The organism is Streptomyces sp. MNU89, from assembly GCF_020982505.1.
Classification (GTDB): domain Bacteria; phylum Actinomycetota; class Actinomycetes; order Streptomycetales; family Streptomycetaceae; genus Streptomyces; species Streptomyces xinghaiensis.
The window spans coordinates 2,611,671-2,637,141 of record NZ_JAJKLL010000001.1 but is presented as its reverse complement, the minus strand read 5'-3'; the positions used below and the strand labels follow the sequence as shown (position 1 = coordinate 2,637,141).

Annotated in this window: 22 protein-coding genes; 13 read left to right on the top strand and 9 right to left on the bottom strand. The window is 70.7% G+C overall.

The annotated features are described in order from the left end of the window. Positions 1-13 precede the first annotated feature (13 nt). The 4 genes from E4N63_RS11150 to E4N63_RS11135 form a co-directional block, all read right to left on the bottom strand. Positions 14-781: a succinate dehydrogenase/fumarate reductase iron-sulfur subunit gene (locus E4N63_RS11150; protein WP_230240545.1), complete on the bottom strand. Its 768-nt coding sequence runs from the start codon at positions 779-781 to the stop codon at positions 14-16. Further along, positions 778-2,745, bottom strand: coding sequence for a fumarate reductase/succinate dehydrogenase flavoprotein subunit (locus tag E4N63_RS11145; protein ID WP_230240544.1), 1,968 nt, complete (start codon positions 2,743-2,745; stop codon positions 778-780). The genes E4N63_RS11150 and E4N63_RS11145 overlap by 4 nt, the downstream gene beginning before the upstream one ends. 82 nt (positions 2,746-2,827) lie before the next feature. Further along, on the bottom strand, positions 2,828-3,700 hold the full coding sequence (locus E4N63_RS11140) for a hypothetical protein (protein ID WP_265584830.1): 873 nt from the start codon (positions 3,698-3,700) through the stop codon (positions 2,828-2,830). Between the two features lie 210 nt (positions 3,701-3,910). Beyond that, positions 3,911-4,201 (bottom strand): hypothetical protein, encoded by a 291-nt coding sequence (locus tag E4N63_RS11135; protein ID WP_125622180.1) that lies wholly within the window; start codon positions 4,199-4,201, stop codon positions 3,911-3,913. A 453-nt stretch (positions 4,202-4,654) separates the two neighbouring features. Here E4N63_RS11135 and E4N63_RS11130 point away from each other — a divergent pair, with 453 nt between their 5' ends. The 8 genes from E4N63_RS11130 (at position 4,655) to E4N63_RS11100 (ending at position 15,122) form a co-directional block, all read left to right on the top strand. Then, positions 4,655-6,406 (top strand): ABC transporter substrate-binding protein, encoded by a 1,752-nt coding sequence (locus E4N63_RS11130; protein WP_308188679.1) that lies wholly within the window; start codon positions 4,655-4,657, stop codon positions 6,404-6,406. Continuing rightward, on the top strand, positions 6,367-6,657 hold the full coding sequence (locus tag E4N63_RS31040; protein ID WP_308188678.1) for a hypothetical protein: 291 nt from the start codon (positions 6,367-6,369) through the stop codon (positions 6,655-6,657). Before E4N63_RS11130 ends, E4N63_RS31040 begins: the two co-directional genes overlap by 40 nt. 156 nt (positions 6,658-6,813) lie before the next feature. After that, entirely contained in the window at positions 6,814-8,685 is a 1,872-nt protein-coding gene (gene typA / locus E4N63_RS11125; RefSeq protein WP_125622184.1) for a translational GTPase TypA, read from the top strand. A gap of 541 nt (positions 8,686-9,226) precedes the next feature. Further along, on the top strand, positions 9,227-10,843 hold the full coding sequence (locus tag E4N63_RS11120; RefSeq protein WP_125622186.1) for an ABC transporter substrate-binding protein: 1,617 nt from the start codon (positions 9,227-9,229) through the stop codon (positions 10,841-10,843). A gap of 135 nt (positions 10,844-10,978) precedes the next feature. Beyond that, positions 10,979-11,908, top strand: a complete 930-nt coding sequence (locus E4N63_RS11115; protein WP_043465856.1) for an ABC transporter permease — start codon at positions 10,979-10,981, stop codon at positions 11,906-11,908. Next, positions 11,901-12,866 (top strand): ABC transporter permease, encoded by a 966-nt coding sequence (locus E4N63_RS11110; RefSeq protein WP_125622188.1) that lies wholly within the window; start codon positions 11,901-11,903, stop codon positions 12,864-12,866. The genes E4N63_RS11115 and E4N63_RS11110 overlap by 8 nt, the downstream gene beginning before the upstream one ends. 11 nt (positions 12,867-12,877) lie before the next feature. Beyond that, positions 12,878-13,933, top strand: coding sequence for an ABC transporter ATP-binding protein (locus tag E4N63_RS11105; protein ID WP_125622190.1), 1,056 nt, complete (start codon positions 12,878-12,880; stop codon positions 13,931-13,933). After that, positions 13,926-15,122 (top strand): ABC transporter ATP-binding protein, encoded by a 1,197-nt coding sequence (locus tag E4N63_RS11100; protein ID WP_125622192.1) that lies wholly within the window; start codon positions 13,926-13,928, stop codon positions 15,120-15,122. Before E4N63_RS11105 ends, E4N63_RS11100 begins: the two co-directional genes overlap by 8 nt. A 154-nt stretch (positions 15,123-15,276) precedes the next feature. Here E4N63_RS11100 and E4N63_RS11095 read toward each other — a convergent pair whose 3' ends face one another. Both E4N63_RS11095 and E4N63_RS11090 read right to left on the bottom strand, forming a co-directional pair. Continuing rightward, a complete protein-coding gene (locus E4N63_RS11095) occupies positions 15,277-15,648 on the bottom strand; it encodes a hypothetical protein (protein WP_230240543.1) in 372 nt (123 codons plus the stop codon). Next, positions 15,645-15,908, bottom strand: a complete 264-nt coding sequence (locus E4N63_RS11090) for a hypothetical protein (RefSeq protein WP_125622195.1) — start codon at positions 15,906-15,908, stop codon at positions 15,645-15,647. The genes E4N63_RS11095 and E4N63_RS11090 overlap by 4 nt, the downstream gene beginning before the upstream one ends. A gap of 180 nt (positions 15,909-16,088) precedes the next feature. Between E4N63_RS11090 and E4N63_RS11085 the strand changes: the two genes are divergently transcribed. The 5 genes from E4N63_RS11085 (at position 16,089) to E4N63_RS11065 (ending at position 21,997) form a co-directional block, all read left to right on the top strand. Beyond that, positions 16,089-17,723, top strand: a complete 1,635-nt coding sequence (locus E4N63_RS11085) for an ABC transporter substrate-binding protein (RefSeq protein WP_125622197.1) — start codon at positions 16,089-16,091, stop codon at positions 17,721-17,723. A 123-nt stretch (positions 17,724-17,846) separates the two neighbouring features. Next, positions 17,847-18,770 (top strand): ABC transporter permease, encoded by a 924-nt coding sequence (locus E4N63_RS11080; RefSeq protein WP_125622199.1) that lies wholly within the window; start codon positions 17,847-17,849, stop codon positions 18,768-18,770. Next, positions 18,763-19,740, top strand: coding sequence for an ABC transporter permease (locus E4N63_RS11075; RefSeq protein WP_230240542.1), 978 nt, complete (start codon positions 18,763-18,765; stop codon positions 19,738-19,740). Before E4N63_RS11080 ends, E4N63_RS11075 begins: the two co-directional genes overlap by 8 nt. A 12-nt stretch (positions 19,741-19,752) precedes the next feature. Further along, positions 19,753-20,838 carry an ABC transporter ATP-binding protein gene (locus E4N63_RS11070; RefSeq protein ID WP_230240541.1) on the top strand — a complete coding sequence of 362 codons (1,086 nt, stop codon included), beginning with the start codon at positions 19,753-19,755 and terminating at the stop codon, positions 20,836-20,838. Beyond that, positions 20,822-21,997: an ABC transporter ATP-binding protein gene (locus E4N63_RS11065; RefSeq protein ID WP_125622204.1), complete on the top strand. Its 1,176-nt coding sequence runs from the start codon at positions 20,822-20,824 to the stop codon at positions 21,995-21,997. Before E4N63_RS11070 ends, E4N63_RS11065 begins: the two co-directional genes overlap by 17 nt. A 48-nt stretch (positions 21,998-22,045) precedes the next feature. On the opposite strand, the gene E4N63_RS11060 is transcribed toward E4N63_RS11065, so the two are convergent. Genes E4N63_RS11060 through E4N63_RS11050 form a run of 3 tightly spaced genes read right to left on the bottom strand, consistent with a single transcriptional unit; the run spans position 22,046 to position 25,347 of the window. Continuing rightward, positions 22,046-23,221 (bottom strand): ABC transporter ATP-binding protein, encoded by a 1,176-nt coding sequence (locus tag E4N63_RS11060; RefSeq protein ID WP_230240540.1) that lies wholly within the window; start codon positions 23,219-23,221, stop codon positions 22,046-22,048. Further along, positions 23,218-24,360, bottom strand: a complete 1,143-nt coding sequence (locus tag E4N63_RS11055; RefSeq protein ID WP_125622207.1) for an ABC transporter ATP-binding protein — start codon at positions 24,358-24,360, stop codon at positions 23,218-23,220. The genes E4N63_RS11060 and E4N63_RS11055 overlap by 4 nt, the downstream gene beginning before the upstream one ends. A 9-nt stretch (positions 24,361-24,369) precedes the next feature. Continuing rightward, the gene (locus E4N63_RS11050) at positions 24,370-25,347 is read right to left on the bottom strand and encodes an ABC transporter permease (protein WP_230240539.1); all 978 of its coding nucleotides are present in this window, start codon (positions 25,345-25,347) and stop codon (positions 24,370-24,372) included. Positions 25,348-25,471: the final 124 nt, after the last annotated feature.

Here is a 25,471-nt window from a genome sequence, read left to right as displayed (position 1 = left end):
CCGCCGCGGGGATTCAGGCCCCGCGGCGGCGGATCTTCGAGCCCAGCCAGACCAGCGGGTCGTACTTGCGGTCGGCCACCCGCTCCTTCATCGGGATCAGCGCGTTGTCGGTGATTTTGATGTTCTCCGGGCAGACCTCCGTGCAGCACTTGGTGATGTTGCAGTAGCCGAGGCCGTGCTCCTCCTGCGCCGTGGACCTGCGGTCGAGACCGGTCTCCGCGGCGGCGTCCAGCGGATGCATGTCCAGCTCGGCGACGCGCATCAGGAAGCGCGGCCCGGAGAAGGCCGTCTTGTTCTCCTCGTGGTCGCGCACCACATGGCAGACGTCCTGGCAGAGGAAGCACTCGATGCACTTGCGGAACTCCTGCGAGCGGTTCACGTCCTCCTGCCGCATCCGGTACTCGCCGGGCGCCACCCCGGGCGGCGGCACAAAGGCGGGCACCTCGCGGGCCTTGGCGTAGTTGAACGACACATCGGTGACCAGGTCCCGCAGCACGGGGAAGGCGCGCAGCGGGGTGATGGTGACGGGCACGGTGAGGTCGAGGACCGACATCCGGGTCATACAGAGCAGCCGCGGCCGGCCGTTGATCTCGGCGCTGCACGAACCGCACTTGCCCGCCTTGCAGTTCCAGCGGACCGCGAGGTCCGGGGCCTGGGTGGCCTGAAGGCGGTGGATGGCGTCGAGGACGACCTCGCCCTCGTTGACCTCGACGTCGAAGTCCGCCAGGCCGCCGCCCTCGGCGTCGCCCCGCCAGACCCTGAAGTGAACGGTGTGGGTCACAGGGAAAGCTCCTCATCGGCCAGGTACTTGCCCAGTTCGTCCTTCTCGAAGAGGGCGAGCAGATCACTGCGGACGGGCGGGGCGGTGAAACGGGTGAGCGCGATCCGGCCGCGGGAGGCGGGGGCGGCGGGTGCCGTACCGTCCTCCTCCGCCGCCAGGGAGCAGAGCAGGTTGATCCGCCGCCAGGCGCGGTCCATGCCCGGGTGGTCCTCGCGGGTGTGGCCGCCGCGGCTCTCCTCCCGCTCCAGCGCGGCCCGGGCCACGCACTCGCTGACCAGCAGCATGTTCCGCAGATCCAGGGCGAGATGCCAGCCGGGGTTGAACTGCCGGTGCCCCTCCACGCCCGCGCGGCGGGCGCGTTCCCGCAACCCGCCGAGGCGCTCCAGGGCCTCGGCCATCTCGCCGCCGCGGCGGATGATGCCGACGAGATCGTTCATGGTCTGCTGCAGCTCCTGGTGGAGCGTGTACGGGTTCTCGACCCCGCCGCCACCACCGCCGGCCGTGTCCGCCGCGCCGTCCTCCGCCGCGCCGAACGGGCGGAGGGCCTCGGCGACGGCCGCCTCCACGGCGTCCTCGCGCACGGCCGGCGGCTCACCGGCCGCCGCGAGAGCGTGCTCCGCTGCGTGCAGCCCGGCGCGGCGGCCGAACACCAGCAGATCGGAGAGGGAGTTGCCGCCCAGCCGGTTGGAGCCGTGCATGCCGCCGGCGACCTCGCCCGCCGCGTACAGCCCGGTCACCCCGCGGGCCTGCGCGGTGTCCGGCTCCACCCAGACACCGCCCATCACGTAGTGGCAGGTGGGGCCGACCTCCATCGGCTCGGCCGTGATGTCGACATCCGCCAGCTCCTTGAACTGGTGGTACATCGACGGCAGCCGGCGGCGGATCGTCTCGGCGGGGATGCGGGTGGAGACGTCGAGGAAGACCCCGCCGTGCGGGGAGCCGCGGCCGGCCTTGACCTCGGCGTTGATGGCGCGGGCCACCTCGTCGCGGGGGAGCAGCTCGGGCGGGCGGCGGTTGTGGTCCGGATCCTCGTACCAGCGGTCGCCCTCCGCCTCCGACTGCGCGTACTTCTCCTTGAAGACGTCGGGCACGTAGTCGAACATGAACCGCCGGCCCTCGCTGTTGCGCAGCACGCCGCCGTCACCGCGGACGGACTCGGTGACGAGGATGCCCTTCACGGACGGCGGCCAGACCATGCCGGTGGGATGGAACTGGACGAACTCCATGTTGGTCAGCCGGGCGCCCGCGAGAAGGGCGAGCGCGTGCCCGTCGCCGGTGTACTCCCAGGAGTTGGAGGTCACCTTGAACGACTTGCCGATGCCGCCGGTCGCCAGCACCACGGCGGGCGCCCGGAGGACGAGGAACCGGCCGGACTCGCGCTCGTAGCCGAACACCCCGGAGACCTTGCCGCCGTCCCCCCCGCCGTCCTTGAGGACGCGGGTGACGGTGCACTCCTGGAAGACCTTCAGCCGGGCCTCGTAGTCGCCGTGCTCCCGGAAGTCCTCCTGCTGCAGCGAGACGATCTTCTGCTGGAGAGTGCGGATCAGCTCCAGGCCCGTGCGGTCGCCGACGTGCGCGAGGCGCGGGTACTCGTGGCCGCCGAAGTTGCGCTGCGAGATGCGGCCGTCGGCGGTGCGGTCGAAGAGGGCGCCCCAGGTCTCCAGCTCCCACACCCGGTCCGGCGCCTCGCGGGCGTGCAGCTCGGCCATCCGCCAGTCGTTGAGGAACTTGCCGCCCCGCATGGTGTCGCGGAAGTGGACCTGCCAGTTGTCGCCCTCGTTGACGTTGCCCATGCTGGCCGCGATGCCGCCCTCGGCCATCACCGTGTGGGCCTTGCCGAACAGGGACTTGCAGATGACCGCGGTGCGCGCGCCCCGCTCGCGGGCCTCGATGGCGGCGCGCAGCCCGGCGCCGCCGGCGCCGACCACGACCACGTCCCAGGCCTGCTGTTCCGGTTGGGTCATCGTTGTCCTATCCCTCTGCGAACGCTCGTCACTCTTGTCACTCCCGGAATGTCTGGCACCCCCTGGACGCCCGGCTCTCCGCTCAGAACAGCCTCGGGTCGTCGAACACGCCGGTGGCCAGCAGATAGACGTAGAGATCGGCGAGGGCGACGCTGATCAGCGAGGCCCAGGCCAATTCCATGTGGCGGGCGTTGAGCCGGCTCACCCATCCCCAGAGGCGGTAGCGCACCGGGTGGCGCGAGAAGTGCTTGAGCCGGCCGCCGATGATGTGCCGGCAGGAGTGGCAGGAGACGGTGTAGAGCCAGATCAGGGCGATGTTGACCAGCATGATCACGGTGCCGAGGCCCATGTGGCCCCAGGCGTAGTCCTCGTCGCGGAAGGCGAGCACCGTGTCGTAGGTCAGGATCAGGGCCACCGGCAGCGCCGCGTAGAAGAAGTAGCGGTGGATGTTCTGCAGGATCAGCGGGAAGCGGGTCTCGCCGCGGTAGGCGGTGTGCGGCTCGGCGACCGCGCAGGCCGGGGGCGAGGCCCAGAAGCCCCGGTAGTAGGCCTTGCGGTAGTAGTAGCAGGTCAGCCGGAAGCCGAGCGGGAAGACCAGGATGATCAGCGCCGGGGAGAGGCCCCACCAGTCCCCGAAGAGCGGCCAGTTGGGGCCCGCCTTCATCGGCTCGCAGTTCTCCGCCAGGCAGGGCGAGTAGAACGGCGAGACGTACGGGGCGGCGTAGTAGTCGGCGTTGGCGAAGGCCCGCCAGGTGGAGTAGACGACGAAGGCGAGCAGCCCGGCCGCGGTGGCGGCGGGCGACAGCCACCACCGGTCGGTACGGAGATGGGCGGCGCCGATGGCGGCGCGTGCCGGGGAGTTCACGCCCCGGCGCACGCCGCCGGGGGCTGTGCCGCCGGGGCCGGTGCCGCCGCCGGGCTCGCCGGCGGTCGTGGAGTCGGTGCCAGTGGCCAAGAGGGGCTCCGGTTCAGGACGGATGGGGCGGCGGGTCCGCGTGCTCCGCGGGGCCCGCGGGTTCCTTGTGTTCCTCGGGTTTCTCGGGTTCTTCGGGCGGTCCGGTGATTCCGGGCGGCCGGGGTTTACGCGGCGGCGGACCGGGAGGGCCGGGGACACCGCGACGGTGACGGGAGCCGGGGTCGCCGGCCCGGGCGGCCGGGCCCCGCGTCAGGGCGCCTGCCCGTGCCGGGCCCCGAGCCCTTCGTCCTCGGCGTCGGCCCACAGCGCCGTGTTGTACGGAGCGTCCGGGATCACGATCACGTCCTGCCGGGGCTCCGCCGGCAGTGCGTCCGGCGCGGCCTCTCTGAGCAGCGCGAGACTCTCGCGCAGGTGCTCGGTGTCCGAGCGCACCCGGCGGATGTCGGGACCTCCGCCGACCTGGCGTTCCAGGCGGCCGACGGTGCGGCCCAGCTCGTCGAGACAGCGCTGCGCGGCTCGAAGATCGTCGTGCAGAGACATAACTCGCCCTCACCTCCGCGGTGTTGCGGTGTGCGACACCCGGAGAGTGTCGCGCGTCACACGCGCGCTTGTGAAGACGGCGGCAGCGAATAGCACTCCGTTCACCCGTGACGCAGGCCGTCCCCGAATCCCCGTCCGTCCGCCCGGCGCGTGTGCGGAAGGGGGTGGCGACGGGAAGCCGCGGCACCGCCCGAGACAGCTACGGGCAGAACCAGGGGCCTCTCGCCACGGAGGAAGGGGTGGCCGTGGGAGAGCGGCCCCCGCGCGCAGCGCGGGTATACGGCGCCGCACCCGGACAAGAACCGGAACCCCGCCGGAGGCGAACCGGCGCCGGCAGGTGAGCACCACTCGCACGGGTGACATCCCCGGCCCCCCGGCCGTATCCACCGTGCCCGGGGCCCGGGCCGCCCCTTCAGTGGTGGGGAGAAACGCGTGCGAGCCGGGAGGTCCACCATGTCCAGTACCGGAGCAGCCGACCCGAGCGCCGGTGTGGCCGGCCGCCGGCCCCCGGCACCGCCCGACCGGGCCCCGGCACCGCCCGACCGGTCCCCGGCACCGCCTGCCCGGGCGCGGGTGCGCGCACCCGCGCCCACCGCGCTGCTGCTGACCGCCGCCCTCCTGGCCGGCCTCACCGCCTGCGGGGGCGACGACGACAGGGCCGCCGCCTCCACCGCCCCGCCGGACATCGCCGCCACCCCACGCGACCAGGTCCGCGAGGGCGGCACCGTCCGGTGGGCCGTCGACTCCGCGCCCGCCACGCTCAACGCCTTCCAGGCCGACTCCGACGCCACCACCGACCGCATCGCCGCGGCCGTGCTTCCCGCGCTCTTCACCCTCGACCGCGCGGGCCGCCCGCAGCGCAACCCGGACTATCTCCGCTCGGCGGAGGTCGTCCAGCACGAGCCCGCGCAGGTGGTCGTCTACCGGCTGAACCCGAAGGCGGTCTGGAGCGACGGCCGCCCCCTGGGCGTGGCGGACTTCCGGGCCCAGTGGCAGGCCCTCAACGGGCGCGACCGCGCCTTCTGGACGGCGCGCAACGCCGGCTACGACCGCGTCGCCCGGGTCGAGCCGGGCCGGGACGCCCACGAGATCCGGGTGACCTTCGGCACCCCGTACGCCGACTGGCGCTCCCTCTTCACCCCGCTCTACCCCAGATCGGCGACGGGCGGGGCCGACGCCTTCAACGACGTCACGCGCCGGACCCTCAAGGCCACCGCGGGCCCGTTCACCCTCCGCGCCCGTGACGCCCGGAAGCGCACCGTCACGCTGGTGCGCGATCCCCGGTGGTGGGGCGACCGGGCCAGGCTCGACCGGCTCGTCCTGACCGCCGTGCCCCGCGAGCGCCGGGTGGCGGCGCTGGCCGGCGGGAAGCTCGACATCGCCGGGATCGGCCGGCCGGAGGTGGAGGACATCCGCACCTCCGTGGAGCGCCGCGACGCGAGCGCGGCCGCGCTGCGCCGGATCGACGTCCGCCGTTCCCTGGCCCCCGCCCATACGCAGCTCGCGCTGAACGGCGCCGAGGGCCCGCTGGCCGACGAGCGCGTGCGCCGCGCCGTGGCCCGTGCCATCGACCGCTCCGCGCTCGCCGAGTCGGTGCTGAAACCGCTGGAACTCCCGGCCGTTCCGCCCGGCAGCCATCTGCGCCTGGCAGGCCAGCCCGGGTACGAGGACAACAGCTCGGCCCTCGGCGGGCAGGACCCCGCGGCGGCCCAGGCGATGCTCGCGGACGCCGGCTGGCGGACGATCACGGCGGAGGCCGGGAACAAGGACGCCGGGAACAAGGACGAGGGGAAGCGGGACAACGGCCCCGGCGGCGACGGCACCGACGACGGGACCGGGGAGAGAGCGGCGGAGAAGGGCAGGACAGCGGGGAGCGGGCGGGTGAGAAGGCCGGGGAGCGGGCCCTGCCGGGCAACGCCCATGTGCTCCACAAGGACGGCGTCCCGCTCACGCTGGAGTTCGTCCTGCCGAAGGAGCGGGGCACCGGGCAGCTCCGCGCCGTCGCGGAACGGATCACGCAGATGCTCACCGCCGTCGGGATCCGCGCGGAGATCGAGGAGGTGGCGGGGGAGAAGTTCTTCCGGGAGCACGTCGCCTCCGGGGACTTCGACCTCGCCCTCTACTCCTGGCCGGCGACGGCCTTCCCGGCGACCGACGCCCGCCCGGTGTTCGCCAAGCCGCGGCCGGCGCCGGACGGCTCGCTGACCGTCGAGCAGAACTACACCGGGGTCGGCACCGACCGCATCGACCAGCTCTTCGAGCAGGCGGCCGCGGAGCTGGACGAGTCGGTCGCCCGGGAGCTGATGAGCCGGGCCGACGCCCGGATCTGGGCCGCGGCCGCCGCCATCCCGCTCTACCAGCGGCCCGAGCTGGTGGCCGTACGGCCCGGGGTGGTCAACGCCGGCGCCTTCGGCTTCGCGACCCCGCGGTACCAGGACGTGGGTTTCCGCCGCTGAGCCGTTCCTCCGCCCCGGGCCCCGCCGGGCGGCCGATGAGCTCCGGGTGCGCGGAGGCCCGTACGATGGAGTAAGGCCGAGGCATGTTCCAGCCCGGCGGGCGCGCGTGCCACACCGTACGCGCCGCCATCCACGATTCCGGGAGTGCCCCGCAGTATGCCCACGCGCCACGACATCCGTAACGTAGCCATCGTCGCCCACGTCGACCACGGCAAGACGACCCTCGTCGACGCCATGCTCAAGCAGGCCGGCGCCTTCGCCGCGCACGCCGCCGAGAACCTCGACGAGCGCATGATGGACTCGAACGACCTCGAGCGCGAGAAGGGCATCACCATTCTCGCCAAGAACACCGCGGTCAAGTACCACCCGTCCACCGGTGGCGGGCCCGTCACCATCAACATCATCGACACCCCCGGCCACGCGGACTTCGGCGGCGAGGTGGAGCGCGGTCTGTCGATGGTCGACGCCGTGGTGCTGCTGGTGGACGCCTCCGAGGGCCCGCTGCCGCAGACCCGCTTCGTGCTGCGCAAGGCGCTGCAGGCCAAGCTGCCGGTGATCCTCTGCATCAACAAGACGGACCGCCCGGACGCCCGGATCGCCGAGGTCGTCGACGAGACGTACGACCTCTTCCTCGATCTCGACGCGACCGAGGAGCAGATCGAGTTCCCGATCGTCTACGCCTGCGCCCGTGACGGCATCGCCTCGCTGACCAAGCCGGAGGACGGCACCGTCCCGGCCGACAGCAAGAACCTGGAGCCGTTCTTCACCACGCTCCTCGGCACCGTCCCGGCCCCGGAGTACGACGACAGCGCCCCGCTCCAGGCCCATGTCACCAACCTGGACGCCGACAACTTCCTCGGCCGGATCGCGCTGCTCCGCGTCGAGCAGGGCGAGCTGAAGAAGGGCCAGACCGTCGCGTGGATCAAGCGCGACGGCTCCGTCTCGAACGTCCGCATCACCGAGCTGATGATGACGGAGGCGCTGACCCGCAAGCCGGCCGAGAAGGCGGGCCCGGGCGACATCTGCGCGGTCGCGGGCATCCCGGATATCATGATCGGCGAGACGCTGGCCGACCCGGAGAACCCGATCGCCCTGCCGCTGATCACGGTGGACGAGCCGGCCATCTCGATGACGATCGGCACCAACACCTCCCCGCTGGTCGGCAAGGGCGGCAAGGGACACAAGGTCACCGCCCGGCTGGTCAAGGACCGGCTGGAGCGCGAGCTGATCGGTAACGTCAGCCTCCGGGTGCTGCCCACCGAGCGCCCCGACGCCTGGGAGGTGCAGGGCCGCGGCGAGCTGGCGCTGGCCATCCTCGTCGAGACGATGCGCCGGGAGGGCTTCGAGCTCACCGTCGGCAAGCCCGAGGTGGTCACCAAGGAGATCGACGGCAAGCTCCACGAGCCGATCGAGCGGATGACCATCGACTCCCCCGAGGAGCACCTGGGCGCCATCACGCAGCTCATGGCCGCGCGCAAGGGCCGGATGGAGACGATGACCAATCATGGGTCCGGCTGGATCCGGATGGAGTGGATCGTCCCCAGCCGCGGCCTGATCGGGTTCCGGACGGAGTTCCTGACCCAGACCCGCGGCACGGGCATCGCGCACTCGATCTTCGAGGGCCACGAGCCGTGGTTCGGCGAGCTGCGCACCCGGAACAACGGCTCCCTGGTCGCCGACCGGTCCGGAGTCGTGACCGCCTTCGCGATGACGAACCTCCAGGAGCGCGGTGTGCTCTTCGTCTCCCCGGGCACCGAGGTCTACGAGGGCATGATCGTCGGCGAGAACTCCCGTGCGGACGACATGGACGTCAACATCACCAAGGAGAAGAAGCTCACCAACATGCGCTCCTCCACGGCCGATGTGACGGAGTCCCTGGTCCCGCCGCGGCTGCTCTCGCTGGAGCAGTCCCTGGAATTCTGCCGCGACGACGAGTGCATCGAGGTGACCCCGGAGACGGTGCGCATCCGCAAGGTCGTCCTGGACCAGAAGGAGCGCGCCCGCGCGGCCTCCCGCGCCAAGCGCTGAGGTCTCCGCGGCCGTCCCGCCGCGGTCCTTCCGGCCCTTCCGGGGGCGTCCTGCGGGGCGCCCCCGGCGGCGTTCCCCGGGGGCTCGGCCGGATGTCGTGTTCCCGCCGGTTTCCGGTGCGCTACGCGCGGGTAACTGTCGCCCGGCGGGCCCGCCGGAAAGACGCCCGGAGCAGGGCTTTCACCGGGTCTTGATGATCTCCGTTGTCAATCTGATTTCGGTCGGACGACGTTCGACTATCGGTCCCTGTCATCCGGAACGTGAGTTAACAGTCCGTTTCGTGCCTGTCTGTATGGGCTTAGTTTGCCCGGATTTCGGCCATCCGGCCTGGTTGATGTGACCAAACCGAGATCCCTGACGTGTGGTTTCAAGGGTCCCGGGTGACCGATAGTGGGGTCCATCGAGCTCGGGTCAATGGGTCACGCGCTGTGGGGAGCGCGCCGACTCACGAGCACAGGTGCCGGCTGCGGCTGTCAGGGGTGTCAGCCCGCGACCGGCGCCCTTCCATGTACTGACGATGGACTCCTGAGGAGGCACACCCATGCGCGGTGCCAGAAGTGCCAAGTTCGCTGCGGGTGCGATAGCCGTAACGATGGCCGTGACGGCGTGCGGCGGCGACAGCGGGGACGACGGCAAGAAGTCGAGCTCCGGCAAGCCCGAGGGCTACGTCTCGATCGAGGTCGGCGAGCCGCAGAACGCGCCGATCCCCTCGGACACCAACGAGAGCAACGGCAGCTACATCGTCAAGGCGCTCTTCACCCAGCTCCTCGAGCACGACAACGAGGGCAAGCCGGTCTACCTGAACGCCGAGTCCATCGAGACCGAGGACTCGAAGACCTGGACGGTCAAGCTGAAGGACGGCTGGACCTTCCACAACGGCGAGAAGGTCACCGCCCAGTCCTACGTGGACACCTGGAACTTCGCCGCCCACATCAAGAACAACCAGAAGAACAGCTTCTGGTTCTCGGACATCAAGGGCTACGACGAGGTGCACCCGGAGAAGGGTGACGCCAAGGCCGACACGATGTCCGGCCTGAAGGTCGTCGACGACCTCACCTTCACCATCGAGCTCTCCGAGGCCGTCCCGTACTTCGAGTACAAGATGGGCTACACGACCTGGGCCCCGCTGCCCAAGTCGGCCATCGAGGACCCGAAGGCGTTCGCCAAGAAGCCGGTGGGCAACGGCCCCTACAAGTTCGAGAAGTGGAACCACAACAAGCTCTTCCAGGTCGCCGCCTATGACAAGTACAAGGGCGACGACAAGGCGATGAACAAGGGCATCCAGTTCAAGAACTACTCGACGCCCGAGGCCGCGTACCAGGAGCTCATCTCCGGCAACGTGGACATGGTCCGCCAGATCGCCTCCAAGGACCTGCCGAAGTACAAGAGCGACCTGGGCGACCGGGCGATCGAGGAGCCCTTCGCCGGCGTCCAGAGCATCGTCCCGGCCTTCTACAGCAAGCCGTTCAAGGACGTCGACCCGAAGGTCATCCAGGGTCTGTCCATGGCGATCGACCGCGAGACCATCGCGAAGACCGTCATGAACGGCACCCGCGACGCGGCCACCAGCTTCACCCCGCCGCAGGTCATGGGCAACCAGGACCTCGACTCGCCGGCCTTCAAGTTCGACCCGAAGCGGGCCAAGGAACTGGTCGAGGAAGGCGGCGGCATCCCGGGCAACAAGGTCTGGATCCAGTACAACGCCGACGGCGGCCACAAGGAGTGGATCACCGCGGTCTGCGAGAACATCCGCCAGAACACCGGTGTGGAGTGCATCCCGGACTCCAAGCCGGACTTCCAGACCGACCTGGACCTGCGTGACGCCAACAAGGTCAAGGGCATGTACCGCGGTGGCTGGGTGGCCGACTACCCGCTGAACGTCAACTTCATGCGGGAGCTCTACCACACCAAGGCCGAGGCCAACAGCGGTCGCTTCTCCAACAAGGAGATCGACGAGCTGATGGAGAAGGGCGACAACGCCAAGACCCTGGAAGCCTCGATCGAGCTCTACCAGGAGGCCGAGCGCAAGATGGCCGAGCAGATGCCCGCCATCCCGGTCTTCAACTACAAGATCAACGCCGGCTACGGCAAGGACGTCGAGAACGTCACGACCGACTGGCACGGCGACATCGTGGTGAACGAAGTCACCGTCAAGTAGTCCGCGCGCGGCTCGTTCCGCATCAGGCCGTCCCCCGCCGGCGCCGCGATCCGGCACCGGCGGGGAAGGCACCCCGGGGGCCGTTCCCGTAGTGGAACGGCCCCTTGGGGCCGTCCGTATCTCAATGGAGGCAACATGGGGCGCTACGTCGTGCGGCGACTGCTCCAGGCGATTCCGGTTTTCCTCGGGGCAACCCTGCTGATCTTCCTCATGATGTACAGCCTGCCCGGCGACCCCGTGCGGGCCCTCTGGGGCGACCAGTCCGTGGACCCGGCCCAGATCGCGGCGCTGAAGAAGGACCTCGGGCTCGACCTGCCGCTCTGGCAGCAGTACCTGAACTACCTCTTCGGCCTGTTCCAGGGCGACTTCGGTACGCAGATCGCGAGCCAGCGGCCGGTCGCGGACGTCATCGCCGAGGCCCTGCCGGTCACCATCCGGCTGACCCTGTTCGCCTTCACCTTCACCGTCCTCGCCGGCATCTCGCTCGGCATCGTGGCCGGGCTCTGGGCGGACCGGCTGCTGGACCGCGGGATGCTCTTCTTCACCCTGCTGCTGATCTCCGTCCCGTCCTTCGTCCTGGGCTACACCGCCCAGTTCTGGCTGGCCTTCAAGTTCCAGCTGCTGACGCCGACGGTGCAGGACTCGGAGGCCTTCGGCGACCTGCTGATGCCGGCCATCGTGCTCGGCTCGCTCTCCCTGGCCTATGTGGTCCGGCTGACGCGCACCTCCGTCGTGGAGAACCTGCGCTCCGACTACATCCGCACCGCGATCGCCAAGGGCCTGCCGCGCCGCAGGGTCATCGGGGTGCACCTGATGCGCAACTCCCTGATCCCGGTGGTCACCTTCCTCGGTACCGACCTGGGCGCGCTGCTCGGCGGAGCGGTCATCACGGAGGGCATCTTCAACGTTCAGGGCGTCGGTAACCTGGTCTACGAGGCGCTCAACCGGCGCGAGGGGTCCACGGTGGTCGGCATCGTCACCCTCCTGGTCATCCTCTACCTCGCCATCAGCCTCATCGTCGACCTTCTCTACGCTGTCCTGGACCCGAGGATCCGCTATGTCTGACGTGACCCAAGCCACCATCCCCGCTCCGGCCACCCCCTCGGACGTGGACAAGAGTGCCGCCACCCCGGGCACCGGCGACGGCGGTCCGGTCGGCAAGCCGCGGAGCCTGTGGTCCGACGCCTGGCACGATCTGCGGCGCAACCCGCTCTTCGTGGCGTCCGCCGTCCTCATCACGCTGCTGCTGACGATGAGCGTCTTTCCGGGGCTGTTCACCAGCGCCTCACCACGCCGCGGCGACCTGGCGAACCACTTCCTGCAGGCGCCGCAGCTGACGCACTTCTTCTCCCCCGAGTGGCTCGGCTACGACGCCCAGGGCCGCTCCATCTACGCGCGGGTCATCCACGGCGCCCGCGCCTCCGTGACCGTCGGTGTCGCGGTGACCCTGCTGGTCACCTTCTTCGGCGGGCTGATCGGCATGCTGGCCGGCTACTTCGGCGGCTGGATCGACAGCATCCTCTCCCGGATCCTCGACACCTTCGCCGGCATCCCCTTCCTGCTCGGCGCCATGGTCGTCCTCAACGTCTTCGACGTCCGCACCGTCTGGATCGTCGCGCTGGCCCTGGCCTTCCTCGGCTGGACCCAGATCGCCCGTGTCACGCGCGGCTCGGTGATCACCACCAAGCAGTCGGACTACGTCCAGGCCGCCAAGGCGCTCGGCGCGGGCACCGGCCGGATCCTCACCCGGCACGTGCTGCCCAACGCGATCGCCCCGGTGATCGTGGTCGCCACCATCGCCCTCGGCGGCTACATCGCCGCCGAGGCGAGCCTGTCCTTCCTGGGCATCGGCATCTCGCCGCCCACCGTCTCGTGGGGCATGGACGTGTCCGACGGCAAGGACCAGCTGCGCAACGCGCCGCACGTCCTGCTCATCCCCGCGGTGATGGTGTCGGTCACGGTGCTGGCGTTCATCATGCTCGGCGATGCGGTCCGCAACGCCCTCGACCCCAAGCTGCGCTGAGGGAGGCGTACGTGACCACCATCGAGAAGACCTCAGCCGCGGCCAAGCCCTCGGGCGGGGCCGACGGCGCCCCGCTGCTCGAAGTCCGCGATCTGCACGTGGAGTTCCACACCCGCGACGGCGTGGCCAAGGCCGTCAACGGCGTCAACTACTCCGTGGCCGCCGGTGAGACCCTCGCCGTGCTCGGCGAGTCCGGCTCCGGCAAGTCGGTGACCGCGCAGGCGGTCATGGGCATCCTGGACATGCCGCCCGGCCGCATCCCCAAGGGCGAGATCCTCTTCCGCGGCCAGGACATGCTCAAGATGTCCAACGAGGAGCGCCGGAAGATCCGCGGCGCCAAGATGGCGATGATCTTCCAGGACGCGCTGTCCTCGCTCAACCCGGTCTTCACCGTCGGCTTCCAACTGGGCGAGATGTACCGCGTCCACCAGGGCCTGTCCCGGAAGGCCGCCAAGGCCAAGGCCGTGGAGCTGATGGACCGGGTGAAGATCCCCGCCGCCCGGCAGCGGGTGAACGACTATCCGCACCAGTTCTCCGGCGGTATGCGGCAGCGCATCATGATCGCGATGGCGCTGGCCCTGGAGCCGGACCTGATCATCGCGGACGAGCCCACCACCGCCCTGGACGTCACCGTCCAGGCCCAGGTGATGGACCTGCTCGCCGAACTCCAGCGCGAGTTCCACATGGGCCTGATCCTGATCACCCACGACCTGGGCGTGGTCGCGGACGTCGCCGACAAGATCGCCGTGATGTACGCGGGACGGATCGTGGAGACCGCTCCCGTGCACGAGCTCTACAAGCGGCCCGCGCACCCGTACACGCGCGGCCTGCTCGACTCCATCCCGCGGCTGGACCAGAAGGGCCAGGAGCTCTACGCGATCAAGGGCCTGCCGCCCAACCTGACCCGCATCCCGCCGGGCTGCGCCTTCAACCCGCGCTGCCCCAAGGCGCAGGACGTCTGCCGCGCCGACATCCCGCCGCTGTACCAGGTCACCGAGCGGGACGGTACGGAACTCGACGGCCGCGTCAGCGCTTGCCACTTCTGGGAGGAGACGATCCATGGCTGAGATCAGCAAGAAGGACGAGGCCGGGAACGTCTCCGAGGTCGCGAGGAACGACGCGAAGACGGAGGCCGCGGCCCGGGCCGAGAAGACCGCGGCCGACATCGACGCGGCCCGGGCGGCCGACGAGGCGGCGGAGGCCGTGGCGGCCATCGAGGCGCCGGCCGAGCGCGGCGAGCCGATCCTGCGGGTGCGCAACCTGGTCAAGCACTTCCCGCTGACCCAGGGCATCCTCTTCAAGCGGAAGATCGGCGCGGTCAAGGCCGTCGACGGCATCTCCTTCGATCTGCACCAGGGCGAGACCCTGGGCATCGTGGGCGAGTCCGGCTGCGGCAAGTCCACCGTGGCCAAGCTGCTGATGACGCTGGAGCACGCCACCGCCGGCGAGGTCTTCTACAAGGGCCAGGACATCACCAAGCTGTCCGGGCGGGCGCTGAAGGCCGTCCGCCGCAACATCCAGATGGTGTTCCAGGACCCGTACACCTCGCTCAACCCCCGCATGACGGTGGGCGACATCATCGGTGAGCCCTTCGAGATCCACCCCGAGGTGGCCCCCAAGGGCGACCGCCGGCGCAAGGTGCAGGACCTGCTGGACGTCGTCGGGCTCAACCCCGAGTACATCAACCGCTATCCGCACCAGTTCTCCGGCGGCCAGCGGCAGCGCATCGGCATCGCCCGCGGCCTCGCCCTCAACCCGGAGATCATCATCTGCGACGAGCCCGTCTCGGCCCTGGACGTCTCCGTCCAGGCGCAGGTGATCAACCTGATGGAGAAGCTTCAGGACGAGTTCAACCTCTCCTACATCTTCATCGCGCACGACCTCTCCATCGTCCGCCACATCTCCGACCGGGTCGGGGTCATGTACCTCGGCAAGATGGCCGAGATCGGCACCGACGAGGAGATCTACGACCACCCGACGCACCCCTACACCCAGGCGCTGCTCTCCGCCGTCCCCGTCCCGGACCCGGAGCTGCGCGAGGGCCGCGAGCGGATCCTGCTCACCGGCGACGTCCCGTCCCCGGCGAACCCGCCGTCCGGCTGCCGCTTCCGCACCCGCTGCTGGAAGGCCCAGGACAAGTGCGCCGAGGAGGAGCCGCTGCTGGCGGTCCCGGAGCACTTCCGGGGCTCCGACAGCCCGGTGGCCCACGAGTCGGCCTGCCACTTCGCGGAGGAGAAGGACGTCGTCCACGCGTAGCGCCCGCCCCGCCCGCCCCGCGCCCGACGCGGGCCGGGTGGACTCGGCCCCGGCCCCCGGTTCACGACCGGAGCCGGGGCCGTTCGCGTATCGCCAGGAGCGTCGCGGAAGGGGCGGCCACTCATTCGGGTGGTCCTCTGCCGTGGTCCCCACCTCACGGCTTGCCGATGTCCACCACCCACACGCCGGTTCCGTCGTACGCCTCCGGGGTGCCGCTCAGCACCTGGCCGCCCGCCGGGTCGGAGACGGCGGCGTAGACGGCGTGGGCGTGGCGCCAGTCCAGCCCGGCGCCGGCGGCCTGTTCCGCGGCGGCGGTCGCGGCGAAGTCGAGGGGGAGGAACTCCAGGCCCGGAAGGGCTCCCAGATGGGCGGCGGCGCCCGGGAGTTCGAGACTGGCCGCGACCAGGCACAGGGCGGGCACCTGGGCCCGCTGGGCGGGGTCACCGGCCTCCACGATCGCCAGGCCGGAGAGGAAGCGGTGCCCGCGGCAGAGCGCGAGCACCGCCGTGTGGTCGAGGATGATCACCTGCGGCTCCCGAGGCGGCCGGCCGCGATGTCGGCACGCCACTGCTGGGCCCGGCGCACGTCGTCCTCGGTGAGGTCCGGGCAGAGGTTCGCACGGATGTAGGCCAGGCCCCGCGCGGTGCGCTCGGTGCGCTCCGCCTCGGTGGGCATCTCCGTGGCCATCCGCTCCACCAGGCTGCGCACACTGGTGCCGCGCTCCTCGGCCAGTATGCGCAGGCGGTCGCGGACGTCATCGGTGATCTTGATGGTGGTGTCAGCCATACGGCGAGAATACCGTTGAATACCGGCCGGGTGCACCCAGAGGGCCCCCGGACGCCCGCTCCCGCGGACGGGTGACTCCCCGGCCCCCGCCCGCGCGGATGGCTCAGGCCGGGGTGCGGGTGCGGGCGAAGCGGGCTCGGATGGGATCGGGCGTCCGTTCCCCGACCGAGGAGGCACCTCATGCGCCGATCCGTGCACGCCAGATGGGCCGCCTGCGCGATCGCCGTCGCACTGGCGGCGACCGCCTGCGGTGGGGACGACGACGGCGGCGGGAGCGGGGGAGGGGACGGGAACGGCGTCCTCAGCTCCTCCTGGGGCGACCCGCAGAACCCGCTGGAGCCGGCGAACACGAACGAGGTCCAGGGCGGCAAGGTCCTCGACATGATCTTCCGGGGGCTCAAGCGGTACGACCCGGAGACCGGCGAGGCCAAGGACATGCTCGCCGAGAGCATCACCACCGACGACTCGCAGAATTTCACCGTCAAGATCAAGGACGGCTGGACGTTCAGCAACGGTGAGAAGGTCACGGCCAAGTCGTTCGTGGACGCCTGGAACTACGGCGCCGACGTCCGCAACGCGCAGAAGAACGCCTACTTCTTCGAGTACATCGAGGGATACGACGCGGTCCACCCGGAGGAGGGCGATCCGACGGCCGAGACGCTCTCCGGGCTGAAAGTCGAGGACGACCGGACCTTCACCGTCGAGCTCAGCCAGAAGTTCTCCACCTGGCCCGACACCCTCGGCTACAACGCCTTCGCCCCGCTGCCCCGGGCCTTCTTCGACGACCACGACGCCTGGGTGAGGAAGCCCGTCGGCAACGGCCCCTACCAGGTCGAGTCGTACACCAAGGGCTCCGCGATGAAGCTGCGGAAGTGGGACGACTACCCCGGCCCGGACAAGGCGCAGAACGGCGGCGTCGACCTCAAGGTCTACACCGACAACAACGCCGCCTACACCGACCTCCTCGCCGGCAACCTCGACCTCGCCGACGACATCCCCGCCGCCCAGCTGAAGAACGTCGAGAACGACCTCGGCGACCGCTACATCAACCAGCCGGCCGGGATCATCCAGACCCTCGCCTTCCCCTTCTACGAGGAGGCGTGGGGGGAAGGGAAGGAGCAGCTGCGCAAGGGCATCTCCCGGGCCATCAACCGCGAGCAGATCACCGAGCAGATCTTCAGCAACACCCGCACCCCCGCAAGCGACTGGACCTCGCCCGTCCTCGGTGAGGAAGGCGGTTACGAGAAGGGCCTGTGCGGCCAGGCATGCGAGTACGACCCGGACGAGGCGAAGAAGATGATCGAGGACGCCGGCGGCCTCCCCGGCGGGAAGATCACCCTCACCTCCAATGTCGACACCGGCTCCCACCGCGAGTGGCTCGACGCCGTCTGCAACAGCATCAACAACGCCCTCGGCCGGGACAGCGCCTGCACCGTCAACCCGGTCGGCACCTTCGCGGACTACCGCAACCAGATCGGCGACCAGCGCATGAAGGGCCCCTTCCGGGCCGGCTGGCAGATGGACTACCCGCTGATCCAGAACTTCCTCCAGCCGCTCTACTACACCAACGCCTCGTCCAACGACGGGAAGTGGAGCAACGAGAAGTTCGACCGGCTCGTCGACGAGGCCAACGCCCAGAGCGACACCCAGAAGGCCGTCAAGACCTTCCAGGACGCCGAGAGGGTGCTCGTCGAGGAGATGCCCGCCATCCCGCTCTGGTACCAGAACGGCAGCGCCGGCTACTCCGACCGGCTCTCGGACGTGAAGCTCAACCCCTTCAGCGTCCCCGTCTACGACCAGATCACGGTCGCCTGACGGTCCCGTACCGCCCGGGCCGGCCCCGCACCCCCGGACCCGTGGACGGAACGGTGCCGGGGCCCCCGCCGGGCCCCGGCACCGGCGTCCGCGGCGGCGAACCACGACCCCCGGAGCACTCCCATGGGACGCTATGTGATCCGGCGGCTGCTCCAGATGATCCCCGTGTTCATCGGCAGCACCTTCCTGATCTTCGTCATGGTGTACGCGCTCGGCGACCCCGTCGCGGCGCTCTTCGGCGACCGCGCGCCCGACCCCGCCACCGCCGCCCGCATCCGTGCGGAGCTCTACCTCGACCAGCCGCTGTGGAAGCAGTACCTGCACTACATGGGCCAGATCTTCCGCGGCGACTTCGGCACGGCCTTCAACGGCCAGCCGGTGCTGGAACTGATGTCCACCGCTTTCCCGGTGACCCTGCGGCTGACGCTGGTGGCGGTGGTCATCGAGGTGATCATCGGCATCGTCCTCGGGGTGGTCAGCGGGCTGCGGCGCGGCCGGGCCGTGGACACCGGCCTGCTCTTCCTCACCCTGATCGTCATCTCGGTCCCCACGTTCGTCACCGGCTATCTGCTCCAATTCCTCTTCGGCGTGAAATGGGGGCTCGTCCGGCCGTCCGTCTCCACCGACGCGACCTTCGAGGAACTGCTGCTGCCCGGTGTGGTGCTCGCGCTGGTCTCCCTGGCCTACGTCACCCGGCTCACCCGCACCTCGATCGCGGAGAACGTCCGCGGCGACTACGTCCGCACCGCGATCGCCAAGGGCCTGCCGCGCCGCCGCGTCATCGTCCGGCACCTGCTGCGCAACTCGCTGATCCCGGTGGTCACCTTCATCGGCACGGACATCGGCGCCCTCATGGGCGGGGCCATCGTCACCGAGCGGATCTTCAACATCCACGGCGTCGGCTTCCAGCTCTACCAGGGCATCCTGCGCAACAACTCCCCCACGGTCGTCGGCTTCGTGACGATCCTGGTCATCGTCTTCCTGCTGGCGAACCTCATCGTCGACCTGCTGTACGCCGTACTCGACCCGAGGATCCGCTATGCCTGACGGCAACGACCCGAAGCAGGCCGTCGCCCCCACCGGAGCCGGGGGCTCCGCCGACCTGGCCATGGGCGAGGCCGAGACGCTGGAGCGCCCTCCCGGGCGCGGACCCGACGGCGGCGACACCGGCAAGCCGCGCAGTCTGTGGTCCGACGCCTGGCGGGAGCTGCGCCGCAACCCCGTCTTCATCGTCTCCGCGCTGCTGATCCTCTTCCTGGTGGTGATCTCGCTCTGGCCGCAGCTGATCGTCTCCACCAACCCGCTCTCCTGCGACCTGGGCAAGTCCCAGCAGGGCCGCGAGCCCGGCCATCCGTTCGGCTACGACACCCAGGGCTGCGACGTCTACGCCCGCACCGTGTACGGTGCCCGCGCCTCCGTCACCGTCGGCGTCTGCGCCACCCTCGGTGTGGCGCTGCTCGGCGGGCTCATCGGCGGGCTGGCCGGCTTCTTCGGCGGCTGGGCGGACGCGCTGCTCTCCCGGGCCGCCGACATCTTCTTCGGCATCCCGGTGATCCTCGGCGGGCTGGTCTTCCTCTCCGTGGTCACCAGTACGACGGTGTGGCCGGTGGTCGGCTTCATCGTGCTGCTGGGCTGGCCGCAGATCGCCCGTATCGCCCGCGGCGCGGTGATCACGGCCAAGGAGAACGACTACGTCCAGGCCGCCCGGGCGCTCGGCGCGAGCAACCGCCGGATGCTGCTGCGCCATGTCGCGCCCAACGCCGTCGCCCCGGTGATCGTGGTGGCCACCATCGCGCTCGGCACCTACATCGCGCTGGAGGCCACGCTGTCGTTCCTCGGGGTCGGGCTGCGCCCGCCGACCGTCTCCTGGGGCATCGACATCTCCAACGCCGCCTCCCAGATCCGCAACGCCCCGCACATGCTGCTCTGGCCGGCCGGCGCCCTGAGCATCACGGTGCTGGCGTTCATCATGCTCGGCGACGCGGTGCGCGACGCCCTCGACCCCAAGCTGCGCTGAGGAGCCGCCATCATGCCCGCCACCGCGACCGCGACCGCAGACGGAGAACAGCCCGCCCGGGGACGGAGCGGCGCGCCGGAGGGGGAGGGCCCGCTGCTGGACGTCCGCGACCTGCGGGTGGAGTTCCGCACCCGGGACGGCGTCGTCAAGGCCGTCAACGGGGTGACCTACGACGTGGACGCGGGGGAGACGCTCGCCGTGCTGGGCGAGTCCGGCTCCGGCAAGTCCGTGACCGCGCAGGCGGTCATGGGCATTCTGGACTCCCCGCCGGGGCGGATCACCGGCGGGGAGATTCTCTTCCGGGGCCGCGACCTGCTGCGGACGGGCCGCGAGGAGCGCCGCGCGATCCGGGGCGCGCAGATGGCCATGATCTTCCAGGACGCGCTGTCCTCGCTCAACCCGGTGCTCTCGGTGGGCTACCAGCTCGGTGAGATGTTCCAGGTGCACCGGGGCGACTCGCGGAAGACGGCCCGGGCCAAGGCCGTCGAGCTGATGGACCGGGTGCGCATCCCGGCGGCGAAGCAGCGGGTGAACGACTATCCGCACCAGTTCTCCGGCGGTATGCGGCAGCGCATCATGATCGCGATGGCGCTGGCCCTGGAGCCGGACCTGATCATCGCGGACGAGCCGACGACGGCGCTGGACGTCACCGTGCAGGCCCAGGTGATGGACCTGCTCGCGGAGCTCCAGCGCGAGTACCGGATGGGCCTGATCCTGATCACCCACGATCTGGGCGTGGTCGCGGACGTCGCCGACAAGATCGCGGTGATGTACGCGGGACGGATCGTGGAGACCGCTCCCGTGCACGAGCTCTACAAGCGGCCCGCGCACCCGTACACCCAGGGCCTGCTCGACTCCATCCCCCGGCTCGACCGCAAGGGGCGGCGGCTCTACGCGGTCCGGGGCCTGCCGCCCAACCTCACGCGGATCCCGCCCGGCTGCGAGTTCCATCCGCGCTGCCCCCGGGCGCAGCACGTCTGCGTCACCGACCGGCCACCCCTCTACACCGTCGCGGAGAACGACGGCACCCCGCTGCCCGGCCGCGCCAGCGCCTGCCACTTCTGGAAGGACGAACTCAACGATGCACCAGCACATTGAGGTGGAGCCGCCGCGCGAGCCGGAGCCGGAGCAGTCGCCCCGGCCACCGCGGCCCGAGCCGATCCTCGAAGTGCGCGATCTGCAGAAGCTGTACCCGCTGACCCGCGGCATCGTCTTCCGCCGGCAGACCGGCGCGGTCCGGGCCGTGGACACCGTTTCGTTCGACCTCGCGCGCGGCGAGACCCTGGGCATCGTGGGCGAGTCCGGCTGCGGCAAGTCGACGGTGGCCAAGCTGCTGGTCCATCTGGAGCGGCCGACCTCTGGCACCATCCGCTACAAGGGCGAGGACGTCACCAAGCTGTCCGGGCGGGCGCTGAAGGCGGTGCGGCGGAACATCCAGATGGTGTTCCAGGACCCGTACACCTCGCTCAACCCGCGGATGACGGTGGGCGACATCATCGGTGAGCCCTTCGACATCCATCCCGAGGTGGCCCCCAAGCGGGACCGGCGGCGCCGGGTGCAGGATCTGCTGGACGTTGTGGGGCTCAACCCGGAGTACATCAACCGCTATCCGCACCAGTTCTCCGGCGGTCAGCGGCAGCGCATCGGCATCGCCCGCGGCCTCGCCCTCAACCCGGAGATCATCGTGGCCGACGAGCCGGTCTCGGCGCTGGACGTCTCCGTCCAGGCGCAGGTGATCAACCTGATGGAGAAGCTGCAGGACGAGTTCGACCTCTCCTACATCTTCATCGCGCACGACCTGTCGGTGGTGCGGCACATCTCCGACCGGGTCGGGGTGATGTACCTCGGCCGGTTCGCCGAGACCGGCACCGACGAGGAGATCTACGAGCACCCCACCCACCCCTACACCCAGGCGCTGCTCTCCGCCGTTCCCGTCCCGGACCCGGCGGCACGCGAGCAGCGCGAGCGGATCCTGCTCTACGGGGACGTGCCCTCCCCGGCCGACCCCCCGTCCGGCTGCCGGTTCCGCACCCGCTGCTGGAAGGCCCGGGAGAAGTGTGCCCGGGAGGTGCCGGCGCTGGCCGTGCCGGAGGAGTTCCGCGGCCGGTCCGGGCCGGCCGCCCACCCCTCGGCCTGCCACTTCGCGGAGACCCTGCCGCTGGCCCGGCCGGCGCCGCAGCACGTACGGCAGGGCGGGCCCAGCGACCCGTACGGCTCGGGGCAGACCCCGGAACCGGGCGGCCGGCGCGACGGGTGACGGGGCGGAGCGCGAAAAGGGCGGAGGGGCGGACGGCGGAGCGGCCGGTCAGCCCGGTTTCCCGGTCCCGGGCCCCCGCTCCTCGATCGCGGCCAGCGCCGGGTCCAGGACGACATCCTCGGTGCGGGCCGAGGTGGACGGCTCCTCCGGGAAGTGGCAGGCCGTCAGATGCCCCTCGCGGTTGCCGTCGATCCGGGCCAGCGGCGGCACCTCCGCCGCGCACTTCTCCCGCGCCTTCCAGCAGCGGGTGCGGAACCGGCAGCCCGACGGCGGATCGACCGGGGAGGGCACGTCGCCCGCGAGCCGGATGCGCTCGCGGCGTTCCTCCCCGCCGGCGCCGTGCCCGGCCTCCCCGGCGCCGTACGTCCCGATCTCCGGCACCGCCGACAGCAGCGCGTGCGTGTACGGGTGCCGGGGTCTGCGGTAGATCGACTCGCGGTCGCCGGTCTCCACGATCCTCCCCAGGTACATCACGGCGACCCGCTGCGAGAAGTGCCGCACCACGGCCAGGTCGTGGGCGATGAAGAGGAACGCGATGCCCAGCTCCCGCCGGAGGTCCTGGAGCAGATTGACGACCTGCGCCTGGATGGAGACGTCCAGCGCCGAGACCGGCTCGTCGGCCACGATCAGCTTGGGCTCCAGACCGAGGGCGCGGGCCACCCCGATGCGCTGCCGCTGCCCCCCGGAGAACTCGTGCGGGAAGCGGTTGTAGTGCTCGGGGTTGAGGCCGACGGTCTCCAGCAGCTCCCGCACCCGCCGCTCCCGGCCGCCGGGCGGATCGATGCCGTTGATCTCCATCGGGCCGCCGACGATGGTGCCGACGGTCTGCCGGGGGTTGAGCGAGGAGTACGGGTCCTGGAAGATCATCTGGATCTCGGAGCGGACCGGGGCCAGCTGCCGGCGGTTCGCGTGGGTGATGTCCCGGCCGCGGTAGACGATCCGGCCCGCCGTCGGCTCCAGCAGCCGGGTGAGCAGCCGGCCGGTGGTGGACTTGCCGCAGCCGGACTCCCCGACGAGGCCGAAGCTCTCGCCCGCCCGGACGGTCAGATCGATCCCGTCCACGGCCCGCACGGCTCCGACCTGCCGCCGGAACGGAAAGCCGCCCAGGACGGGGAAGTGCTTGACCAGGCCCTCGGCGGTGAGCAGCGGCTCCCCGGCCGCCGGTCCGCCTTCCGCGGGCTCCCCTGTGGCACGCACCGCGTGCGGTGTGCGGTCGTCCTTCATCGGCCGGTCGCCCCCCGGTCCTGTCCGGGCACCCCGGGTGCCCCGGTCTCCGTGTCCCGCTCCTCCCGGGGCGGCAGGCCCCCGGCCGCCCACAGTTCCCGCTTCCGCTCCGGCGTCAGGTGGCAGGCGGCGCCCCGCCCTTCGGGCAGGTCGGGCCGCTCGCGGACACAGCGTTCCGGCCCGCCCCGCACCTCGGGCGGGAAGGCGCAGCGCGGATGGAACGGGCAGCCGGAGGGCGGTGCCAGCAGGCTCGGCGGGGTGCCCGGGATCGGGTGCAGGGCCGCGTCGGGGTCGGAGCGGAGGCTCGGCATCGAGCGGAGCAGGCCCCAGGTGTACGGGTGCTGCGGCGCGCCCAGCACCTCCCGGACCGGGCCGCGCTCCACGGCCCGTCCCGCGTACATGACCAGGATGTCGTCGGCGGTGTTGGCGACGACGCCCAGGTCGTGGGTGATGAGGATGATCGCGGAGCCGAACTCCTGCTGGAGCTCCCCGAGCAGGTCCAGGATCTGGGCCTGCACGGTGACGTCGAGCGCGGTGGTCGGTTCGTCCGCGATCAGCAGGTCCGGGTCGCAGACCAGCGCCATGGCGATCATGGCCCGCTGCCGCATCCCGCCGGAGAACTGGTGCGGGTAGTCGTCCGCCCGCAGCCGGGGACGGGGGATGCCGACCTTCTCCAGCATCTCCACCGCCCGCTCCCGGGCCTCCCGCTTCGAGGCCCCGGTGTGCTTGCGGTAGGGCTCGGCGATCTGCCGGCCGATGGTGTAGTACGGCGAGAGCGCGGTGAGCGGATCCTGGAAGATCATCGCCATCTTGTTGCCGCGCAGCTTCTCCAGCGTCCGCTCGGGCGCCCCGCTCAGCTCCCGCCCGTCGAGCAGGATCTCCCCGGTGATGGTGGTGGTGCGCGGGTCGTGCAGCCCCAGGACGGCGAGGTTGGTGACGGACTTGCCCGAGCCGGACTCGCCGACGATGCCGAGGGTCCTGCCCCGTTCCAGGGCGAAGGAGAGCCCGTCCACGGCCCGGACGGTGCCGTCCTCGGTGGAGAAGCGCACATGGAGGTCGCGTACGGAGAGGAAGGGCCCGGAACCGGTGTCCGGGCCGGCGGGGGCGGGCCCGGCCGCTTCCTTGCTGACGGTGGTCACAGGGGTCTCCTAGGACAGGCGCACGCGTGGGTCGATGAGCGCGTAGGCGGCGTCCACGACGATGTTGAACAGGATGATCGCCGTCGCGGCGAACAGCATCACCCCCATGAGCATGGGGAGGTTGGTGTTGACGACGGACTCCACGGCGAGCCGGCCGAGGCCGGGCAGGGTGAAGGTGAACTCGGTGATCATCGCGCCGCCGAAGAGGGAGCCCATGTCGACGCCGAAGATGGTGATGATCGGGATGAGCGAGCCGCGCCAGGCGTAGCGGAAGAAGACCGTGCGCCGGGTCATGCCCTTGGCGCGGGCGGTTCTGACGTGGTCCTCCTGCAACTGCTCGATCATCGTGGAGCGCGCCATGCGGGTGTAGTTGGCGGTGAAGATGATCGACAGCACGCACCAGGGCAGGATCAGCCCGGCGAACCAGCCGGCCGGGTCGTCCGTGAGGTTCACGTACTCGGGCTGGGAGAGCCAGCCGAGCTGGTAGACGAAGAGCGCGATCGCCAGCGGCCCGACGAAGTAGATCTGCATCGAACTCAGCACCAGCGAACCGGAGCTGACGATCTTGTCGACGAGCGTGCCGCGCCGGGCGGCGGCCAGCATCCCGGTGCTCAGGCCGACGGTCAGGAAGACCGCGGCGCCGCCGAGGGCCAGCGAGACGGTGGTCGGGAAGCGGTCGAGGACGGTGTCCCAGACGGGTGTGTTGTCGACGAAGGAGTAGCCCAGGCAGGGCGCTGGGCAGGGGCCCACCGCGTAGTCGCGGCCGGCGAAGATCCCCACCATGTATTCCCAGTACTGCACCGGCACCGGCTTGTCGATGCCCATGTTGCGGCGGATCACCTCCAGCGCGTCCGGGGTGCAGTTCTTGCCGCAGGCGAGCAGGGCCGGGTCGCGCGGGATGCTGTAGAAGAGGAAGAAGGTCAGGGCGCTGATGATCAGCAGGATGACGACGGCGCCGAGCGACCGGCGGACCAGGAATCTCAGCATGCGTGGACAGCTTTCGCGGATGGCCGGTCCGCGCGGGGACGCGCGGGACGCGGACGGCCGGGACGGGGAAGGCCGGGACGGGGACGGCGGACGGCCGGCCGGGTGACGCGGCCGCGGTGCGGCG

What these genes read in the sequence shown, in the direction of transcription:
- E4N63_RS11120 (WP_125622186.1), top strand. Translation starts at nt 9,227, where the DNA reads ATGCGCGGTGCCAGAAGTGCCAAGTTCGCTGCGGGTGCGATAGCCGTA.
- E4N63_RS11100 (WP_125622192.1), top strand. Translation starts at nt 13,926, where the DNA reads ATGGCTGAGATCAGCAAGAAGGACGAGGCCGGGAACGTCTCCGAGGTC.
- E4N63_RS11065 (WP_125622204.1), top strand. Translation starts at nt 20,822, where the DNA reads ATGCACCAGCACATTGAGGTGGAGCCGCCGCGCGAGCCGGAGCCGGAG.
- E4N63_RS11135 (WP_125622180.1), bottom strand. Translation starts at nt 4,201, where the DNA reads ATGTCTCTGCACGACGATCTTCGAGCCGCGCAGCGCTGTCTCGACGAG.
- E4N63_RS11060 (WP_230240540.1), bottom strand. Translation starts at nt 23,221, where the DNA reads ATGAAGGACGACCGCACACCGCACGCGGTGCGTGCCACAGGGGAGCCC.
- E4N63_RS11130 (WP_308188679.1), top strand. Translation starts at nt 4,655, where the DNA reads ATGTCCAGTACCGGAGCAGCCGACCCGAGCGCCGGTGTGGCCGGCCGC.
- E4N63_RS11070 (WP_230240541.1), top strand. Translation starts at nt 19,753, where the DNA reads ATGCCCGCCACCGCGACCGCGACCGCAGACGGAGAACAGCCCGCCCGG.
- E4N63_RS11080 (WP_125622199.1), top strand. Translation starts at nt 17,847, where the DNA reads ATGGGACGCTATGTGATCCGGCGGCTGCTCCAGATGATCCCCGTGTTC.
- E4N63_RS11110 (WP_125622188.1), top strand. Translation starts at nt 11,901, where the DNA reads ATGTCTGACGTGACCCAAGCCACCATCCCCGCTCCGGCCACCCCCTCG.
- E4N63_RS11085 (WP_125622197.1), top strand. Translation starts at nt 16,089, where the DNA reads ATGCGCCGATCCGTGCACGCCAGATGGGCCGCCTGCGCGATCGCCGTC.
- E4N63_RS11145 (WP_230240544.1), bottom strand. Translation starts at nt 2,745, where the DNA reads ATGACCCAACCGGAACAGCAGGCCTGGGACGTGGTCGTGGTCGGCGCC.
- E4N63_RS11090 (WP_125622195.1), bottom strand. Translation starts at nt 15,908, where the DNA reads ATGGCTGACACCACCATCAAGATCACCGATGACGTCCGCGACCGCCTG.
- E4N63_RS11075 (WP_230240542.1), top strand. Translation starts at nt 18,763, where the DNA reads ATGCCTGACGGCAACGACCCGAAGCAGGCCGTCGCCCCCACCGGAGCC.
- typA (WP_125622184.1), top strand. Translation starts at nt 6,814, where the DNA reads ATGCCCACGCGCCACGACATCCGTAACGTAGCCATCGTCGCCCACGTC.
- E4N63_RS11050 (WP_230240539.1), bottom strand. Translation starts at nt 25,347, where the DNA reads ATGCTGAGATTCCTGGTCCGCCGGTCGCTCGGCGCCGTCGTCATCCTG.
- E4N63_RS11115 (WP_043465856.1), top strand. Translation starts at nt 10,979, where the DNA reads ATGGGGCGCTACGTCGTGCGGCGACTGCTCCAGGCGATTCCGGTTTTC.